This window comes from Streptomyces sp. NBC_01446, assembly GCF_026340095.1.
GTDB classification, from domain to species: Bacteria; Actinomycetota; Actinomycetes; order Streptomycetales; family Streptomycetaceae; genus Streptomyces; species Streptomyces aureus.
This window is the reverse complement of sequence record NZ_JAPEPO010000001.1, coordinates 2,295,143-2,314,030: the sequence shown is the minus strand read 5'-3', so window position 1 is coordinate 2,314,030 and position 18,888 is coordinate 2,295,143. Positions and strand designations below refer to the sequence as shown.

Below are 18,888 nucleotides of genomic sequence, written 5' to 3'. Positions count from 1 at the left end.
CGGGACCGGCCGAGGTCGCGAGGGCTCTGCCCCCGCGACCCCCGAACCTCACATGCCGGACCGGTCGGCCTGGGCCGACGCCCAGTGGCAGGCCACCTGGGTCGTGCTCGCGCCCGACAGCACCGGCAGGTCCTCCCGGCGACAGCGCTCCGCCACGCCCGAGCGTTCCGCCTCGCCCGACGCCAGGATCTGGCAGCGGGCGTGGAAGCGGCACCCGGACGGGATGCGCGACGGGTCCGGCGGCTCGCCCGTGAGGACGACCGGATCACCCGGCGCCTCCGGCAGGACCGACAACAGGGCCTGTGTATACGGGTGTTGAGGTGCCGTCAGGACCTCCTCCACCGTTCCTGTCTCCACGATCCGGCCCAGGTACATCACCGCGACCCGGTCCGCGATGTTCCAGGCGAGACCCAGGTCGTGCGTCACCACGAGGGCGGACAGGCCCAGTTCGTCGCGCAGCCTGAGCAGCAGCGCGAGGATCTCGCCGCGCACCGACGCGTCGAGGGACGCCACGGGCTCGTCCGCGACGATCAGTTCGGGGTCGAGGACGAGCGCGCCCGCGATCACCACGCGCTGCCGCTGGCCGCCCGACAGCTCGTGCGGGTAGCGCAGGAAGAAGCGGTCCGGCGGGCGAAGTCCCGCTCGTGACAAGGCGTTCGCCACCGCCTCGCGCTCGTCGCCCGCGTACCCGTGGATGCGCAGGCCCTCGGCCACCGCGTCGTACACCGTGTGCCGCGGGTTCAGCGAACCGCTGGGGTCCTGGAGGACCAGCTGCACGCGCTTGCGGTACGCCTTGAGGGCGCGCGAGGAGTAGTCGAGGGGCTTCCCGTCGAACGTGACGCGGCCGGACGTCGGCGGTACCAGGCCGAGCAGGGAGCGGGCGAGCGTCGTCTTGCCGCAGCCCGACTCGCCCACCAGTGCCACGATCTCGCCGGGCGCGATGTCGAGGTCGACGCCGTCCACGGCGCGCGCGGGGTCCGCGCCACGGCGGCCGGGGAAGGTGACGTGCAGCGCGCCGGCCGTGAGCAGGGGGGACGTACTGGTCATGCTGTGGTGCTCCTTGCCTCGGCGCCGGCGGCGTCGTCCGGATCGGTGGCGCCGCCCACGTGCACACAGGCCGCCCGCCGGTCCGTGGCCGCGGCCCGTAGTGCCGGGTCCTCGGTGATGCAGCTGTCGAGGGCCACCGGGCAGCGCGGGTGGAACGTGCAGCCCGTGGGCAGCGCCGACGGGTCGGGCGGGTCGCCGGGCAGACCGCGCGGCGCGAACCGGGACGCGGGATCGCCGATCCGCGGGAACGCCGCCGACAGGGCCTTCCCGTACGGATGTTGCGCGTTCTCGTAGACCTCGGAGGCGGGGCCCTCCTCGACGACGCGGCCCGCGTACATCACGGCGAGCCGGTCGCAGGTGTCCGAGAGGACCGCCAGGTCGTGGCTGATCATGATGAGGCCGAGGTCCTGATCGGACACGAGCTGCTCGATCAGGCGCAGGATCTGCGCCTGGATCATCACGTCGAGTGCCGTCGTCGGCTCGTCCGCGATGATCAGGCCCGGGTCGCAGGCGAGCGCCATCGCGATCATCACGCGCTGGCGCTGGCCGCCGGACAGCTCGTGCGGATACGCGTCCGCGCGCGCGGCGGGCAGGCCGACGTGCTCCAGGAGCTCCGCGACCTTCTTCTTCGCGCCCGCGGGCGTCGCCTTCTTGTGCAGCAGGATCGGCTCGGCGATCTGGTCGCCGATGCGGTGCACCGCGTTGAGCGAGTGCATCGCGCCCTGGAACACGATCGAGGCGCCGGCCCAGCGCACGGCCCTGACCTGGCCCCACTTCATCGTGAGGATGTCCTCGCCGTTCAGCAGGATCTCGCCGGAGACCTTCGTGCCGGCCGGCAGAAGACGCAGCAGCGCGAGCGCGAGCGTGGACTTGCCGCAGCCGGACTCGCCGGCGATGCCGAGCTTCTGGCCCGCGTCGACGCTGAGGTTCACGCCGCGGACGGCCCGTGCCCCGCCCGCGTACGTCACTTCGAGGTTTCTGACGTCGAGAAGGCTCACCTGGCCACCCCCAGCTTCGGATTGAGGACGGCTTCGATGGCGCGGCCGCACAGCGTGAACGCGAGCGCGACCAGCGCGATGGCGAGTCCGGGAGGCGCGAGATACCACCAGTCGCCCGCGCTGACCGCGCCCGCCTCGCGCGCGTCCTGGAGCATGCCGCCCCATGACGTGATCGTCGGGTCGCCGAGGCCGAGGAAGGCGAGCGTGGCCTCGGTGAGGATCGCCCCGGAGATCACGAGCGTGGTCTGCGCGAGGACGAGCGGCATCACGTTCGGCAGGACGTGGCGGAGCATGATGTGCCCGTGCCCGCCGCCGAGCGCGCGGGCCCGCTCGATGTACGGCCGCGACTCCACGGCGAGCGTCTGGGCGCGGACCAGGCGGGCCGTCGTCGGCCACGTCGTCACGCCGATCGCCAGGATGACCGTCCAGATGGAGCGGGACATCACGGTGGCGAGCGCGATCGCGAGGACCAGCGTCGGCATCACCAGGAACCAGTCGGTGACCCGCATCAGGACCGTCGAGTACCAGCCACGGAAGTGGCCTGCGACGATGCCGACGACCGTGCCGATCGCCACGCACAGGAACGCGGCCAGCAGCCCCACGGTGAGGGACACGCGCGCGCCCCACACGAGCAGGGCGAGCACGCTGCGGCCGAACTGGTCCGTGCCGAGCGGGAATTCACCGCTGGGCGCCTCGAGGGCGCCGCCGGGCGCGTCGGTGACGCTCTGCGAGTCCGTGCCGACGAGCAGGGGCGCGCAGAGCGCGATGAGGGCGATCAGGATCAGCCCTGCGAGACCCCACAGCCCGCTCCGGTGGGTGCGGTACTCGCGCCAGAAGCGGGCGACGGAGCGGCGCTTGCGGGCGCGTGCCAAGGCCCGCGCGCTCTTCTCGGCCGGCGGCGGGAGCTGCGCGGTGTCGAGGTCGGTGTTCGTGTCGGCAGTCATCGGCCCACCCGGGGATCGAGCAGCGGATACAGCACGTCGGCGAGGGTGTTCGCCAGGATCACCGCGGTGGCGAAGACGAAGAACAGCCCTTGGACGAGCGGCAGGTCGGGCACGCTGAGTGCCGAGTAGAACAGGCCACCGAGACCGGGCCAGGAGAAGACCGTCTCGACGAGGATCTGACCGGCCACGACGTGCCCGAGGTTCACGAACATCAGCGTGAACGTGGGCAGCATCGCGTTCGGGACGGCGTGCTTGCGGCGTACGACGTCGTCACGCAGACCCTTCGCGCGCGCCGTCGTCAGATAGTCGCTGCCCATCTCGTCGAGCAGCGAGGAGCGCATCACGAGGAGCGTCTGCGCGTAGCCGACCGCCACCAGCGTGACCACCGGCAGGACCAGATGGTGCGCGACGTCCATGACGTACGCGAACCCGCTCTCCCCGCCCGACTCCAGACCGCCCGTCGGGAACAGGCCCGGGATCGGGCCCAGCCCGACCGAGAAGACGATGATGAGCAGCAGACCGAGCCAGAACGACGGGATCGAGTAGAGCGTGAGGGCGAACGCGGTGTTGAAGCGGTCGCTGCGCGATCCGTTGCGCCAGGCGGTGCGCGTGCCCAGCCAGATGCCCAGCGCGGTGTAGAGGACGTACGCCGTGCCGGTCAGGAGCAGCGTCGCCGGGAGCGCCTCGGTGATCTTGTCGATGACCGGGGTGTGGAACTGGTACGACGTGCCGAAGTCGCCGGTCAGCGCGTCACCGATGTAGTTGGTGAACTGCTGCCACATCGGCAGGTCGAGGCCGAACTGGTGGCGGAGCGCTTCGAGCTGCTGCGCCGAGACACGGCGTCCGCCGGTCATCTGTTTCACCGGATCGCTGGGGATCAGGCGGAACAGGAAGAAGCTGGTGACCAGGACCGCGAAGAGCGACACGATCGCCCCGGCGATCTTGCCCGCCACGTACTGGAGATAGGCCTTGGTGTTGCGCGCACGTGGACCGCGGGCCGCCGACGGCCCGGCTTGCGCCGGGCCGTCGGTGTCCGCACTCTGCACGAGCGCCGGAGTGCTCTCTGCTGTCATGTGGAACTCTCGTTACTCGTGCGGTACTTGCGACGCCTGCGGACGGACGTGACGCGTTCTCTCCTGACCGGGTGCTGCTACTCGCGGTCGTCCGCCGAGGTGCGGCGGCGCCGCGTGAGGAACAGCCCGCCGCCGCCCAGGACGACGACGGCCGCGACGATACCGATGATCACGCCGGTCGAGCCGGAACCGCCGCCGCCACCGCCCTTCGAGTCGCTCTTGCCGTCCGCCGGAACGGCCGACCACCAGCTCCAGTACCCGTCCTGGCCGTAGATGTTGCCGGCCGCGGTGGGCATGGTCTGGATCGACTTGATCTGGTCGGTGCGGTAGGCCTCGACGGCGTTCGGGTATGCGATGACGTTCATGTACCCGGAGTCGTACAGCCAGGACTCCATCTGCTTGACGATGTCCGCGCGCTTGGCCGGGTCGTACTCGGCGAGCTGCTTCTTGTACAGGTCGTCGTACGTCTTGTCGCAGATGAAGTTGTCCGTCTGGGCGCTCTCCTTGGCCTTGGCGGGCAGCGCGGCGCAGGTGTGGATGCCGAGGACGAAGTCCGGGTCGGGGTTGACCGACCAGCCGTCGAACGCGAGGTCGTACTCACCTGCGTACCAGGGCACCGAGACGTCGTCGAGGCAGTCGACCTTCAGGCCGATGCCGAGCTTGCCCCACCACTCCTTGAGGTACTTGCCGATCGCCTTGTCGTTCGGGTCCGTGGCGTGGCACAGGATGCGGAGGTTCAGCGGCTTGCCGTCCTTGCCGACGCGCTCGCTGCCCTTCATCTTGTAACCGGCCTCGTCGAGCAGCTTGCCCGCCTTGTCGGGGTCGTACCCGAGGGCCTGGCTGCCGGACGGCTTCCAGAAGTAGTCGCCGAAGCGCGGCGGGATGTAGCCCTCGCCCTCGACGGCGTGGCCCTGGAAGACCTTGTCGACGATCGTCTTGCGGTCGATCGACAGGAACAGCGCCTGACGCACCTTCTGGTCGAGAAGGGCCTTGTTGCCGTTGCCGAACTTCTTGCGGTCCTTGGTCTGCGCGCCCGGGTTCGTGGCGAGCGCGAAGAAGCGGCGGCCGGGGCCCTCGTTGACCTTGATGTTCTGCTCGCCCTTGAGCGACGCCGCCTGAGCGGGCGTCAGGGCGGGGGAGCCGGCCACGAAGGAGACCTCGCCCTTGCGCAGGGCGGCGACCGCGGCGTCCTGGTCCTTGTACGTCTTGAAGACGACCTCGTCGAACTTGGGCGCGCCGCGCCAGAAGTCCTTGTTGGCCTTCAGCTTCACGTACTGGTCGACCTTGTAGTCGGTCAGCACGAACGGGCCGTTGCCGACGACCGGGAAGGTCTTGTCGTTGTTGAACTTCGAGAAGTCCTTGACGTTCTTCCAGATGTGCTCGGGCACGATCGGGACGTCGAGCGCGGCCATCGTGGCCTGCGGCTTCTTCAGCTCGATGACCAGCTTGGTGGCGCTGGGAGCGGTGACCTTCTTGAAGTTGGAGACGAAGCTGCCGTTCGCGGTCGCGGCGCCCTCGTCCGTCATGATCTTGTTGAAGGTGAAGGCGGCGTCGGCGGCGGTGGCCTGCTTGCCGTCGGACCACTTCGAGTCGGACCTGATGGTGTAGGTCCAGGTGAGCTTGTCCGCGGACGGCTTCCATTCGGTGGCGAAGCCCGGGACGGCGTGGTTGTCCTTGGGGTCGTAGTTGGTCAGGTACTCGTACATCATCCGGTGGATGCTCGTACTGACCAGTCGCTGGGCGAGGAACGGGCTCAGCGAGTCGACGCTCTGGGCGAGGGCGACGGTGAGGACCTTCTTGCCGCCGTCGGCCGCCTTGGCCTCTTGGGGTGCGGGGTTGAGCGGCGTGGCGAGGCCGGCCGTCAGGGTGAACGCCGCGGCGCCGGCCGCCAGGAGGACCCGCAGGGTCCGGCGGGGCGCGCGCCGTGGGGAACGGGAGAAGAGCGGGGCGTGTGCTCTCTTGGGCTGATCTTTTGTGTCCATGGGTCGGTGACCTCGCGTCGTTGCTCGCGCAGGAGTGGCAGGTTGATCATGGGACGCCAGCTGGTTGATGTGTGTGTCTATCAGCGGCAGTCTGCGCACGTCAACGGCACATGAACCCCATGTGGCCTGCGGAAATAACGAGTTGACCTGCATTTCACGCACATTGGTCGAGACCTCTGACGCTTTGCAGGCCAGGGCGTGATGCCCGTTGCGCTGAACAATGGGTGCCTGGTGGCTGTTTGACGGAGTTTCGGCAGGCACGGAAAAGGCCCGCACCGTGGTGTTGGTGCGGGCCTTTCGAGTGACCCAGGGGGCCGGGATATCAGCGTTGTTACTGCTGAGGCGGCTGGGGCTGTGCTGTGTACGGGGGGAGAGGCTGGCCGGGCTGACCGGGCGCGGGCTGGCCCGGAGCGGGGGGCTGCTGCTGCCACATCTGCGGGGGGCCGGGCTGGCTCGGCTGACCCGGCTGTGGGGGCTGCTGGGGCTGGCCGGGGGCGCCGGCCTGGGCCTGGCCGGGCTGCTGCGGATACGGCTGGCCGGGGTAGGGCTGACCCGGGAACTGCTGCCCCGGTGCGGGCTGTTGACCCGGCGCGGGCGGCTGGGGCGCGCCCGGCTGCCCCGGATACGGCTGGCCCGGGTAGGGCTGGTGCGCGGGGTACGGCTGCTGCTGGTGACCCGGCACCGGCGGAGCCATGGTGGGCGGCGGGTTGCCGTCCGACGTCCACAGGCCCTGCTGCTGCTGGGCCCGCGGGAAGTCTTCCGCGACCATCGCCGAGAGGTTGAAGTACGCCTCGCGCACCTTGGGCCGCATCATGTCGAGGTCCACCTCGGCGCCGGCCGCGAGGTGCTCGTCGAACGGCACCACCACGACGCCGCGGCACCGCGTCTCGAAGTGCGACACGATGTCGTCGACCTTGATCATCTTGCCGGTCTCGCGGACCCCGGAGATGACCGTGATGGAACGCGACACCAGGTCCGCGTACCCGTGCGCCGACAGCCAGTCGAGCGTCGTGCTTGCGCTGCTCGCGCCGTCCACGGACGGCGTCGAGATGATGATCAACTGGTCGGCGAGGTCGAGGACTCCGCGCATGGCGGAGTACAGCAGACCGGTGCCGGAGTCGGTCAGGATGATCGGGTACTGCTTGCCGAGCACGTCGATCGCACTGCGGTAGTCCGTGTCGTTGAACGTCGTCGAGACCGCCGGGTCCACGTCGTTCGCGATGATCTCCAGGCCGGAGGGCGCCTGCGAGGTGAACCGCCGGATGTCCATGTACGAGTTGAGGTGCGGGATCGCCTGCACCAGGTCTCGGATGGTCGCCCCGGTCTCACGGCGCACGCGGCGGCCGAGCGTGCCGGCGTCTGGGTTGGCATCGATCGCGAGGATCTTGTCCTGGCGCTCCGTGGCGAGCGTCGAACCGAGCGCCGTCGTCGTGGTCGTCTTGCCCACGCCGCCCTTGAGGCTGATGACGGCGATCCGGTAGCAGGACAGGACCGGCGTGCGGATCAGGTCCAGCTTCCGCTGCCGCTCGACCTCCTCCTTCTTGCCGCCGAGTTTGAAGCGCGAGTTGCCGCCGCCGGGGCGGGTGCTCTTCGCCTTCTGCTTCTTGTTGTTGAGCAGCCGGTCGGCCGACAGCTCCACGGCCGCCGTGTAGCCGAGCGGCGCGCCGCCGACGTTCGTGGGCGTGCGCTGGTCGTGCTGAATGGGCTGCGGCCAGGCGCCGCCTGCACGCGGGTCGGCAGGGGGCACCTGTCCGGGGAAGGGCTGACCGGGCTGGCCCTGGAACTGGCCGGGCTGACCCTGGACCTGCTGATCGGGCTGGCCGGGGTGGGGGGCCGGGGCCTGCGGCGCGGGCGGCTGCTGGTGCGGCTGCGGCTGCTGTGCGACCGGGGGCTGGGGGCCGGGCTGCTGTGTGCGCGGTGCCGGCGGCTGCTGGGGGTTCTGCTGCGCCGGGAGGTGCGGGGCGGGCGGGACCGGGGTGTTGGGCCCGGCCGGGTGTCCCTGAGCGGGGGCTCCGGGCTGCGGCTGCGGGAACCCGTAGCCCGTGCCGGGCTGGGGCTGCTGCTGCGGGAACCCGTAACCGCCTTGCGGGGCGGGCGGGTTGGGTGTGCCGGGCTGGGGCTGTTGCGGGAAGCCGTAACCGCCCTCCGGGGCAGGCTGGTTGGGTGTGCCCGGGTGGGGCTGTTGCGGGAACCCGTAACCGCCTTGCGGGGCGGGCTGGTTCGGTGCGGCGGGTGCGGGCGGCGTCGGTTGCGGGAAACCGTAGCCCTGCTGCTGCGGCGGTGCCGGAGGTGCGGGCTGCTGCGGGTCGCCGGGGGCCGACTGCTGCGGGAAGCCGTAACCACCCTGCGGCGCGGGCGGGGTGTTCTGCGTGGGCCAGGCCGGCGGCGCGGCCTGGGCCGGAACCGGCGCGCCGGGCTGCGGCTGCTGCTGCGCGGGCCACTGCGGGGCGGACGTGGGGGCGGCGGGCTGGAACGCCGGGGGGAGCGGCGGGATACCGTCCTGCGGCACGGGCGGCGGGGCCCAGGCAGCGGGGGCGTCCTGTGCGTCCGGGGTTGCGGGCGTGTTGGTGTCGGCGGGGGTACCGGTGTCAGCGCCCGCGTCGGCCGATGCCTCCGTGGTAGCGGCTTCGGCGGCGTCGGAGCCGCTGTCGTCCGAGCCCTCCGAGCCCTGCGACTGGGACGCGCCGTCAGAGGCGGTCTCGGAGTCGGTGCTGTCGGACGCGGCCTGAGTGGTGTCGGTGTCTCCGTCTTCCGCGGAGTCCGCGGAGGCGCTCGCACCCTCGTCGCCCCCGGCGGACCTCGCTGCGGCGACCACAGCGAAGTCACCTGAGTCACCCGAGTCGGAGCTGTCGGACGCGGCGTCCCCGCCCTGCTCCTCGGCCGTCGGCTCGGCCTTCTGCTCGCCCTGCGCGGCCAGCTCGGCGAACTCCCGCTTCAGCGCGGCCGCGGAGAACCGCATCGTCGCGCCGCTCTCCAGGTCCCCGTTCCCGGAACCCGCGTCCGGCTCGGGGGCCGAAGCGGCGGGCGTGTACGGCGTGTACGGCGTGTAGGGGGCGGGCGGCGCCGGGGGCGTCACGGGAGCGGGCGAGGGCGCGGGCGCAGGGACCGGAGGCGCCGGCGGCGGAGGCGTGGCCGGTGTGGCCGAGGGGGTCTCGCCCGTGCCGGACGACGCGTTCTGCGTGTACCAGGCCGGTGGGGCGTAGTCGATGGTGAACTCGCCCGTCGTCTCAGTGGCGGACTCCGCGTCGGAGTGATCATCGACGGGTGTGTCCCAGCCCCCGCGGATCTCGTCCCGATCGCTGTTCACAATGCCTCCTGGTGTGGTCGAGCACCCTCGTGCCGTGGTGGGGGGCGACCGTTCCTGTCGTCCGATCCGCCGCGCTCTTCCCCTGGGACGCGTACGAGCCGTCGGTGGGTTCTCGCGCGCGTCCTTGTCCCAGCCTAATCACCAAAACCACGAGCACGGCAGGCCCGTCCGTCCCGCCGACGCCGTCCGGGAGGTCACACCCGGCCAACAAGTGATGTCCAAGCGATACGGAAGTGACGAACACCCCTCAGTCCGTCACGCGCAAACTGCCCGAATAAGCCGCAAAGAGGACCGAGTTCGATCGCTGGAACGCTCCGCGGCGGACTCAAGGCCGGTCTCAGTCCATCCGGCGTGCGTTACCCAACAATCCGGTCTCGGCGTCCGTCGCCCGGGTCATCACGTACTGCCGGTCGCGGTCGGTGCACCACAGGGTGACGCCGTCCGCGAGCGTCGGCAGGGACTCCCACTCGCCGCGCGGCAGTCCGATGACACGGCCGATCTCCGCCGCCTCGTCCGGCGAAACCCGCTGGACGCCGACGAGCCGCGCCTGGCGCATCAACCGGGGCGCCACCGGGCTCAGATAGGGCAGCAGCGTCAGAACGGACTGCCACGGCGCGGAGGCCACCCGCCCGCGTGGCGGCCGCATCCCGCAGTCCCGCACCACGAGCACCGGGCCACCGGCGGACGCGCCCTGCGGCGGCACCCGCCCGACGTCGTGCACCGTCATCCCGGACTGGCCGCCACCGACCGCCTGTACCAACTGCGCCCAGGCCTGTGCCCGCCCGGTCTCCACCGCGACCCGCGCGCCCGTCGCAGCGGCCCGCAGCGCGAGCACCTGAGCCGTCCACAGGCCGCCGATGAGCACCATGTCGTAGGGCGTCGGCCGGTTCACCCCGAGCACGGCGGGCTGGCCGTCGGCATCGACGCCGACGACGACACCGTCGTCCCCGATGGGCAGCGCGAGCGAGTCCAACTGCTCTACGGAGAGGGTGTGGCGCTGGTGCCGCGGCCCGAAGAGTCCGAACCCGGTACGGGGCCGGTCACCGGCGGCGGGCGCGGGAGCCGCGCCCGCATGGCCGTTTCCGTTCCCATTGCCGTTCCACGAGTTTCCGTCCCAGGATCCTGCCCCGGCCGGGGGAGATGACGTCATGGCCATCAGCGCGCACCTCCGAGGGGCAACGTGGCGAGAACTCCGGGCAGTTGTTCGCGGTCGAGCCGGACGAGGCCCGTCTTGGCCTGCCGGGCGGCGGTCTCCAGGGACCGCCGGGCCGTGGTCAGCTCGCTCTCGCTGCGTCCCGTGATCCGCATGTGCCCGCAGAGCTGGATGTCCCGCTGGTCACCGCGGGCCAGCGTCAGGCTGAACGTCGTGGCCAGCGCGGGCACCGTGGTCAAGAGTGCGACCAACTGGTGCAGGGCGGGCCCGGATCCGCCGAGTTGCGGCCAGCGCCGCACCCAGTACGTGGTGTGTCTGCGGTTGTCGCAGCGCCAGCTGCGGCCGGACTCCTCGGTCCTGCGCTGCGGCAGCTCGCTCCGCCCGGCCTGCGCCGTCACCATGGGGTTGGCGCACGCCGACGTGGCGACGGCGGCCGTGAGCTCCTCCTCCGTCAGCACGCTGGCGCGGAAGCCCGCGCCGGTCAGCCGGCTCGCCAGATGCTGGGCCGCGCGGGCCACGCACTTCTGCGCTCCCGCGGTGCCGCCACCGCGCGCGGCCACGGCCTCCGGGCACAGCTCAGGGTCGAGCTTCAGGGCGATCCATGTGATGCGGACGGCGGGGGAGCCGGTCTGGGCCTGCAGCGGCGCGTAGTTGCTCACCGCCACCGACTGCTGCGGCAGGTGCAGCGCGGGCGCGGGCTGCGTGTGCAGCACGATCTGCGCCGATTCGAGCTGGATGCCGTCGACATCGAGGGCGTCCCGCACGATCCCTATCGGCAGCGGCCGTCGGGAGCGCTCGGCCCGCAGGGCGGTGGCGTCCGATTCGACCTGCAGCACGGCGGTCAGGAAGCCGCCGTCGCCGACCATGCCGATGGGCCGCTGGTCGCGGTCGTCGCCGCGGCTGTAGCTGTACGTCCGCAGCGAGGGGTCGCACTCGACGGCGGGAGCGAGGCCCGGCTCCGTGCCGGGCGGGACCGGTGTGCTCGCCGCACGGCGCTTGCGCGCGCGCAGCGCCAGGACGGTGCCGAGCCACTCCGGCAGCGACCGTCCCCTGCGGCGTACGAGGGCGAACAGGACGAGGATCACGGCGACTACGCCCGCGGGCACCATTGCCAACTTGTCGACGACCGCGGCGCCGACGACCAGCGCGGCGGCGACCTCGATCATCACCATCTGCTGGAGCCGGAACGACCCGGCCCGTCCGGAACGCGACTTCAGATGAGGCGAGACCGGAACGGCGGGCGCCGCCGGAGCGCCGGCAGGACCTCCGGACCGGGCCGCCGGTGCACCGTCTCCAGGCCCCGGCCCGGCATCCCGCCGCCGCGACCGGGATTGCGACCGCGACCGGGTCCGCGTTGCGGAAGCCATCACTCCAAATCCCCCGAACTCTCCCGAAAATCCCTGACGCACAGGGTCTTTGAAGGCCCCAGCACCCTACCCGTCCCACACGCACAACCACGCAACAGGCATAGTAGGGGCCGGGTCTGACAACGGAGGGCGGGGGACGCAGGTACCCCCGAGTGCTGCACGGGGAGAAGCGGTCACAGATGGCATCACGGCGGGACGAACTCAACGCCTACACCTTCGCGAAGCGTCGTACGCTCGCGTCCTTCCTCCAGCCCTCACCCTCCGGTTCGGAGGAGGGGGCCCCGAAACCGCTGCGTGCGGTGCTGCCGGGCGTCATCGTCGGCATCGTCGTCCTCGCGGTCTTCGGGGCGTGGGGGATGTTCAAGCCGACGGCGCCGCCCAACTGGGACGATCTCCACAAGAACGTGATCGTCGCGAGCAAGTCGACGACGCGGTACGTGGTCCTGAAGACCAAGGGCAAGGTCCAGCTCCACCCCGTCCTCAACATGGCGTCTGCCAAGCTCCTAGTGGACCCGAGCGACAACCCCCCGGTGACGGTGTCCGAGGACGTGCTCGACAGCGGCAAGATCCCGCACGGCGTCACGATCGGCATCCCGTACGCCCCCGACCGCCTCCCGGCGGCCTCCGAAGCCGGATCCGCCAAGCGCTGGGCAGTCTGCGAGCGTCCGGGCGCGGGCGGCCGAGCCATCCAGAAGGCGGCGTTCGTCCTCGCGAAGCGCGACCTGGCGAAGACCGAGGGCCGCGACAAGCTGCGCGGCGGTGACCTGATGTACGTCGTCGGTCCGGACACGGCCAAGACGGAGTACGTCGTCGACGCGAGCGGCACGGCCTACCGCATCGCCAAGCAGACCACGAAGGAAAACCAGCAGAAACTCCTGACCGCCCTCGACATCGCCGCCGGGAACCAGGAGCCGCAGCGCGTCTCCAGGGACTGGCTCGACACCCTCCACAAGGGCATGCCGATCACCTTCCCGACGCTGGAGGGCCACCCCGGTGACTCCGCCAACGCGAACAGCACGCTCGACGACTCCGCGAACCGGGTCGGCATGGTCCTCAAGACGCCGGACCAGTATTACGTCGTCCTGCCGGGCAAGGTCGCCCCTGTCAGTGACTTCACCGCGCACCTGCTCCTGGGCAGCCCTGATCTGGTGGGTCTGGGGCAGGCCGGCGAAGCGACCAAGGTGAGCCCCGGCGCCGTGGTCGCCAGCCAGAGCTTCGGACCCGCGAACTGGCCGACGTACACGCCGAAGACGGTCAACGAGGCCTCCACCGCGGCCGGCAGCCGGAACACCGTGTGCAACGTCCTGAACAAGGTCAACAGCGACAACGGCCGCACCACCCTCAGCACCTGGGCCGGCAAGAACTTCCCCGCCCCCCTACCCGTCGGCTCCTCCAGCGCCTACGTCACCGCCGGATCGGGCCAGCTCTACCGCCAGTTCACGGGCACCGAGACCAAGGTCGGCCCCGTCTTCCTCGTCACGGACACGGGCCTTCGGTACGCGATGCAGTCCAACAGCGACAGCGGCGCCGACGACTCGGGCATCGGCACCACGCCCAAGGAGCGCAAGGCGCAGCGCGAAGCGGCCGGGCAGGCCGTGACCCGCCTCGGCTACGAGAACGTGGACCAGGCGCCGATCCCGCTCGCCTGGTCGCAGTTCCTGCCCACGGGCCCGCGCCTGTCCACGACGGCGGCCCGCCAGCCGCAGGGCTCCTAGGGCCGGGGGGTCACGATGGCGTACGCATCAGGGATGTCCGCGGCGACGTGGACCCGTAGGGCGGCACTCGTCGGGGCGCTGGCCGTGACGGTGACCACCACCGCGCTCGTTCCGGCGACCCCCGCGGCGGCCGACGGCGAACAGTGCACGTTCGGTCCCAAGAACCCGAAGTACGAGGGCCGTCCCTGGTCGCTGCAGCGCGTCCTCCTGGACGACCTGTGGAGCGAGACCAAGGGCAAGGGAGTCAAGGTCGCCGTCATCGACACGGGCGTCGACGTCAAGAACCCGCAGCTCACGCGAGCCGTCGACAAGTCGCTCGGCAAGAACGAGATGCTCCCGAACCTCAAGGACGCCGACGGCAACAAGATCAAACGCGGCAACGAGAACGGCACCACCGACACCGTGGGCCACGGCACGCGCGTCGCGGGCATCATCGCCGCCCGCCCGGCCTCGAAAACCGGCTTCGTCGGCCTGGCCCCCGAGGCCACGATCATCCCGATCCAGCAGAACGACGCGGAGGGCCACGGCACGGCCGAGACCCTCGCGAAGTCCATCGAGTACGCGAAGTCGGCCGGCGCCCAGGTGATCAACATCTCCCAGGACACCGCGAACGCGGTCAGGCCCGCTCCGGTGCTGGAGAACGCGGTCAACTCGGCCCTGGCCGCCAAGATCGTGGTCGTCGCCTCGGCAGGCAACGACGGCCTGGACGGCAAGGTCCAGACGACGTACCCGGCGTCGTTCCGCGGCGTCCTGGCGGTCGCGGCCTCGGACCGCAACAACGAACGCGCCTCGTTCTCCCAGTCGGGAGAGTTCGTGGGCGTGGCGGCGCCGGGCGTGGACATGGTCTCCACGGTCCCGGGCGCCGGCCACTGCTCGGACAACGGCACCAGCTTCTCCGCCCCGTACGTGGCCGGGGTCGCGGCCCTGATCAAGGCGAAGCACCCCGACTGGACGGCGGCCGAGGTCGTCGCCCAGATCGAACAGACCGCGGAACGCTCGACCTCCGGCCACGACCGCCTGGTCGGCTGGGGCGTCGTCGACCCCGTCCGCGCGGTCACGGAGGACCCGGATCACCCGATCGAGTCCCCCTCCCCCGACGAGGGGATCACCCGCGCGGAGGCTCCTACGGCGGCGAAACTCCACTTCGGCGAGACGGCGGAACAGCGCGACACCCGCCTGGCCACGTACACGGTCGTCGGAGCCGCCGTACTCGTGGCGGGACTGGGCGGCGCGGCCGTTGCGGTACGGGACGCACGGAGGCGGGGCCGGAGGGCGTCGGGCGGGGCATGAGCTCGATGATCGGGCTCAGCTTCGGCATCGCAGCCCTGCTCTTGCTGATGGCCTGCGTCAAGGCGGACCGTGTACGCGGCTGGCGCCACAGCCTCAACCCGTCGGCACCCGAGGTCCCCGATGCGGCCTTCGCTGTAGCCCGCGTGATCTTCCTCGTCCTGGCCGGCGTCATGGTCTTCGAGGGATTCAACCTGCTGCGGGTCTCCGCCGACGCGGGCTGGAGCGACGACGAACTGACCAGCGCCGTACGCCAGGCCACGGACGACCTGGACGGCTGGACGTACCGCGACGACGGACTCACCACGGACTCCGCCTACTTCGACGACTACGCGTCGCTGATCGAGGACAAGGTGATCCGCTACGGCGGCGGGGGCGCGCCGCATTCAGGTGTCGGCGCCTCCCCGTCCGCTACGAACACCGACACCGACGCGTACTTCACGGTGCAGGCGGACGGCGCGGACGCGGCCTTCTGCACCCATATCGAACGCACCCGACGCCCGAAGGACGACTACACGCCACCGGGCATCAACGGGGACGAGGGAACGGTCACGGAGCGCGCGTACGGGCTGGCGGTGACGACGAAGAAGGGCGAGTGCTGACCGTCAGCGCTTGCCGCAATCCCCGCCCTTGCCAACGGAGTCGGCATACTCCTTGACGACCTTGAGCGTGTCGGCGGCAGTGGCCGGGTGCGTACTCCGCACCGTCACCCACAACGAACTGTCAGCCCGCGCGGAACCCCCACACTCCACCCGCCCGACCGCCCCGGTCTTCGAGTAGACGAACCGCCCATCACCGGTATGGGCATCGGTGGGCTCAACACCGAGGGCGGACGCGGCCACGTCCCCCGCCGGCGTCCCGGGCGCCCGCTTCTCCACACTCCCGGAGAACACGACATTCCCGTCGACGAGCAGCCGGCACCGCTTGGTACCGACCGCTGACGTGGGCTGAGCCGAGATCTTCTTCCCCGGAGGCAGCAGAGGCTCAAGCGCCTTGGCGGACACCTTCGCCCCACACAGATCCCCGGGCGTCGCGTACTCCCGCCCGGGGGCCGCTGAACACGCGGCCACGGAAGCGACCAAAAGGGCCGCACCGCACACGACGAGTCGGGTCAGAGGCGCCCGACGAAACCCGGTGTGCGCGTGTTCTTGCATGTCGTCTTCCAGTGGCTCGGGTGAACGGATCATCAGTCGGGGATCTCGGTGTCGAGGTCCTTGGCCATCGCGTGGATGTCGGTGTCGGCGTCGTTGAAGCCCGTCGCGGTGCCTTCGCTCACCCAGGTGTCGATCTTGTCCGCGTACGGAGAGTGGTGGGCCTTGGCCGCTTCGCTGGCCGCCGCGTAGTTGACGTTCGTGGTGGTGTCCTTGATCGTTTCCCACCGGGCCGCGATCTCATGACCGGCCTCCGCGCGGTACTGGCCTGAGTCGTCCTTGAAGAACGCCTCCATCACCACCGATGTCACGGTGCCGGCGGCGCCACCCGCGGCCGCCCCGACGACGGGGGAGGCGATGAAGCTCGTACCGATGCCGACGCCTGTGCCGACGATGCCCGAGATGACGTTCTTCTTCTGGCTGACGGCGTAGTCGAAGTCGCCGTCCTTCGCGTTGGCCGGGCCGAGTACCGCCTCCTGCCGCCCCTGGGCGAGCAGACCGCTGAACTCCCCGGACTTGCGCGACAGGCTCGTGATCGTCTCCTGGGCGTCGTGCGGGTAACGCTGGCCCTCGGGGAGATCCGGGTTCAGGTGGTAGTCCATCAGGTTGGTGGTGTACGCCTTCTCGCCGACGCTCAGCGCGCTGTACGCCTCCGGGTTCTGGCTCGCGGTGACCAGGAAGCGCGACACGGCGCTGTGGTCGAGCTTCGCGTCCGCGCCGTCGTTCGGGTACAGCAGGTTCCAGCCGGACTTGTCGCCGGCGCCGACCGTCGGTCCGTCGGCCATGGCCCGGTGGATGTCGGGCAGGTACTCCGACCCGATCTGCCCGATGCTGTCCGACATGTAGGAGTGGTCCTTGAGGCGCCCCGGGTCCTCCGAGATGGAGTTGACGAGGTCACGCATCAGCGACGCCTGCTCGGGGGTGTGCGCGGGAGTGTCCGCCGTGGGCAGCTCGCCCGCCGGGTGGCCGGTGGTGCCGGCCTCGAGCGCGAGCGCGAGGTTGTTGCGGCCACTGTTGTCCTCGTCGCCATGGGAGTTCGTCTCCTGCGGCCACTCGCGGTCCTCGAAGAGGTACTTGAAGTTGCTGGCCGCGGCCTTGTCGCCGTCCTTCGGCGTGTACTCCTCGTTGAAGAACGAGGTCGCGGCGTCCGGGCTGTTCGACAGGCCCTTCAGGTAGCCCGTGAGCGGGTCGGAACCGCTGTCGTCGCCCATCCGGTTCAGCCACGGGTCCATGCCCATGTGCTGCCACCCGAGGTTGCGGTGCTCGCCGTCGCCCGTGAGCTTGCGCTCGGTCTCCATGAGCTTCGTGCCGTAGTCCTCCAGGAACCGGTCGTCGTAGTCGCCGGTGCGCATGAGGTTGCTCATGACCTGGAAGCCCATCGGGCCGCCGTGATCGCCGTACAGCGGCTTGTCGCCGATGTCGATCATGTTGCGCTTCCACTCGTACATCGCGGTCGAGTCGCTCTGCGTCGCGCGGGCCAGCGTCAGGCCGAGGCTGCTCTGCAGGTCGTCGAACTGGTCGAGCCGCTCGTGCCCCAGCTTCCAGTTGCCGCGCGCCGGGTCGTTGATCCCCGTCCAGAACTCCAGCAGCTTCTGCGGGCCGATGTCCGTGGCGAACCGCTCGGAGAAGAGCTCGTCGTTGGCGTACTTCTTGAGCCCGGCGTTGAGTCGGTCGAACTCCTCGACCGTCAGGTCCTTCGGGTTCTTCTTGGCGAGCTTCGCCAGCTCGTCGGCCTCCTTGACGGCGGCGGCCGCGGAATCACGGTCCCCGTAGTCGGCGTCGGAGAAGCCCATGGTGGTCTGGTTGACGAGCATCGTCAGCACGGTGTTGGCGGAGTTGTCGCTCTCGCTCGCTCCGTCGATGATCTTCTGGATCTCGTTGCGTACCCCGGTGATGTCACCGTCGGTCGGCTTGGGGTCCTTGGCGTCGTCCTTGGCGCGGACGGTGAAACCGCCGTCGCCGGACGCCGTGACGCTGATGTCCCGGTTGCTCGCGTTGTCTATCGCCGTCTTGAGATTGCCGTGGTACGTCCTGAGTTCGCCCGCGGTGTCCCGGACAATTTCGTAGATCGACTTCGCCTGGGTGTGGGCGTCGTCGAATTCGCCGACCGTCTTGCCGATGAAATCTTTCGAGACGGTGGCATTCGCGCCGGCCCAGACGGCTTTGGCTGCGGAAGCCTTCATACCGTCACGGGCTTCCTTCGCCAGCGCGTCAAGATTCTTGACCATCGTGGACCAGTCCTCGACGGCGTCGTCGAGGAGCTTGAAATTGGCGTGGAGGAGCGCCTCGAAATGCATCAGTCGTCCTTCTTGTCTTTCGGGGCGCCGTACACTGAATTCTTCTTGCCGGGCTCGCCCACGCGCTCGTCGAAGCCGGCGTCCAGCGTGTCGATGCTGCTCATCAGGCGCTCGATATAGCCGTCGTCACCCGCGTGGAGCTTCCTCGTGACGTGCATGTGGTTGGAGATCTGCGCGGTGGCGTCCATGAGCGACTTGAGCTGCTCCTCCCACCGGTTGGAGACCGTCTGCAGGCCCGCGCCCAGCGCGAAGCCCTGCTTCGTGAGGTCCGTGGCAGCGGAGTCAGTGGTCGGAACGGCCACCCGGGCCTTGTCCCACATCTGGCTGTACAGCTTGTGGGCGTCCGAACCCACCTTCTCGAGGTCGCTGTGCCCGACCGCGAGGTCTCCGTACTGGGAGGGGGTGGCATTGCCGCCGCCCTCGTCGTCCGGAAGCCGATTCAGCTGCATGTGCGTCGACTGACGCCCCGCAGCCTCGGTCTTCAGTTGCTCCCACTCGTCCCACGCCATGAGTGAGCTCCTTCCCCCGTGTACGCATCAGACGGCGCCGATGGACGGCAGCCGTCCG

14 protein-coding genes are annotated in these 18,888 nt (G+C 70.3%); 3 read left to right on the top strand and 11 right to left on the bottom strand.

All coding sequences use genetic code 11. The features are described 5' to 3' along the window. Positions 1 to 48 precede the first annotated feature (48 nt). From OG456_RS10200 to eccE, 8 genes are all read right to left on the bottom strand, one after another. Entirely contained in the window at positions 49 to 1,047 is a 999-nt protein-coding gene (locus tag OG456_RS10200) for an ABC transporter ATP-binding protein (protein WP_266559414.1), read from the bottom strand. Then, positions 1,044 to 2,045: an ABC transporter ATP-binding protein gene (locus tag OG456_RS10195; protein ID WP_266559412.1), complete on the bottom strand. Its 1,002-nt coding sequence runs from the start codon at positions 2,043 to 2,045 to the stop codon at positions 1,044 to 1,046. Before OG456_RS10195 ends, OG456_RS10200 begins: the two co-directional genes overlap by 4 nt. Further along, positions 2,042 to 2,989 (bottom strand): ABC transporter permease, encoded by a 948-nt coding sequence (locus tag OG456_RS10190; RefSeq protein ID WP_266559410.1) that lies wholly within the window; start codon positions 2,987 to 2,989, stop codon positions 2,042 to 2,044. The genes OG456_RS10195 and OG456_RS10190 overlap by 4 nt, the downstream gene beginning before the upstream one ends. Continuing rightward, on the bottom strand, positions 2,986 to 4,062 hold the full coding sequence (locus tag OG456_RS10185) for an ABC transporter permease (protein ID WP_266559408.1): 1,077 nt from the start codon (positions 4,060 to 4,062) through the stop codon (positions 2,986 to 2,988). Before OG456_RS10185 ends, OG456_RS10190 begins: the two co-directional genes overlap by 4 nt. A gap of 77 nt (positions 4,063 to 4,139) precedes the next feature. After that, positions 4,140 to 6,044, bottom strand: a complete 1,905-nt coding sequence (locus OG456_RS10180) for an ABC transporter substrate-binding protein (protein ID WP_266559406.1) — start codon at positions 6,042 to 6,044, stop codon at positions 4,140 to 4,142. Between the two features lie 331 nt (positions 6,045 to 6,375). Then, positions 6,376 to 9,351 (bottom strand): SCO5717 family growth-regulating ATPase, encoded by a 2,976-nt coding sequence (locus tag OG456_RS10175; RefSeq protein WP_266559404.1) that lies wholly within the window; start codon positions 9,349 to 9,351, stop codon positions 6,376 to 6,378. A gap of 337 nt (positions 9,352 to 9,688) precedes the next feature. Beyond that, the gene (locus tag OG456_RS10170; RefSeq protein WP_266559402.1) at positions 9,689 to 10,507 is read right to left on the bottom strand and encodes a hypothetical protein; all 819 of its coding nucleotides are present in this window, start codon (positions 10,505 to 10,507) and stop codon (positions 9,689 to 9,691) included. Continuing rightward, positions 10,507 to 11,871 carry a type VII secretion protein EccE gene (gene eccE / locus OG456_RS10165; protein ID WP_266559400.1) on the bottom strand — a complete coding sequence of 455 codons (1,365 nt, stop codon included), beginning with the start codon at positions 11,869 to 11,871 and terminating at the stop codon, positions 10,507 to 10,509. The genes OG456_RS10170 and eccE overlap by 1 nt, the downstream gene beginning before the upstream one ends. Before the next feature lie 179 nt (positions 11,872 to 12,050). Between eccE and eccB the strand changes: the two genes are divergently transcribed. The 3 genes from eccB to OG456_RS10150 are packed head-to-tail and all read left to right on the top strand — an operon-like array spanning position 12,051 to position 15,475. After that, complete coding sequence (gene eccB / locus OG456_RS10160) at positions 12,051 to 13,586, top strand: type VII secretion protein EccB (protein WP_266559398.1); 1,536 nt, start codon at positions 12,051 to 12,053, stop codon at positions 13,584 to 13,586. A gap of 33 nt (positions 13,587 to 13,619) precedes the next feature. Then, the gene (gene mycP / locus OG456_RS10155) at positions 13,620 to 14,876 is read left to right on the top strand and encodes a type VII secretion-associated serine protease mycosin (protein ID WP_266559396.1); all 1,257 of its coding nucleotides are present in this window, start codon (positions 13,620 to 13,622) and stop codon (positions 14,874 to 14,876) included. Further along, positions 14,873 to 15,475 (top strand): hypothetical protein, encoded by a 603-nt coding sequence (locus tag OG456_RS10150; RefSeq protein WP_266559394.1) that lies wholly within the window; start codon positions 14,873 to 14,875, stop codon positions 15,473 to 15,475. The genes mycP and OG456_RS10150 overlap by 4 nt, the downstream gene beginning before the upstream one ends. A 3-nt stretch (positions 15,476 to 15,478) precedes the next feature. Here the strand turns inward: OG456_RS10150 and OG456_RS10145 are convergent, their stop codons facing one another. The 3 genes from OG456_RS10145 to OG456_RS10135 all read right to left on the bottom strand — a co-directional run bounded on the left by OG456_RS10145 (position 15,479) and on the right by OG456_RS10135 (position 18,830). Next, positions 15,479 to 15,877: a hypothetical protein gene (locus OG456_RS10145; protein ID WP_266559392.1), complete on the bottom strand. Its 399-nt coding sequence runs from the start codon at positions 15,875 to 15,877 to the stop codon at positions 15,479 to 15,481. 182 nt (positions 15,878 to 16,059) lie between these two features. Continuing rightward, complete coding sequence (locus OG456_RS10140) at positions 16,060 to 18,321, bottom strand: hypothetical protein (RefSeq protein WP_266559390.1); 2,262 nt, start codon at positions 18,319 to 18,321, stop codon at positions 16,060 to 16,062. Beyond that, positions 18,321 to 18,830: a hypothetical protein gene (locus OG456_RS10135; RefSeq protein ID WP_266559388.1), complete on the bottom strand. Its 510-nt coding sequence runs from the start codon at positions 18,828 to 18,830 to the stop codon at positions 18,321 to 18,323. The genes OG456_RS10140 and OG456_RS10135 overlap by 1 nt, the downstream gene beginning before the upstream one ends. Between the last annotated feature and the right edge of the window lie 58 nt (positions 18,831 to 18,888).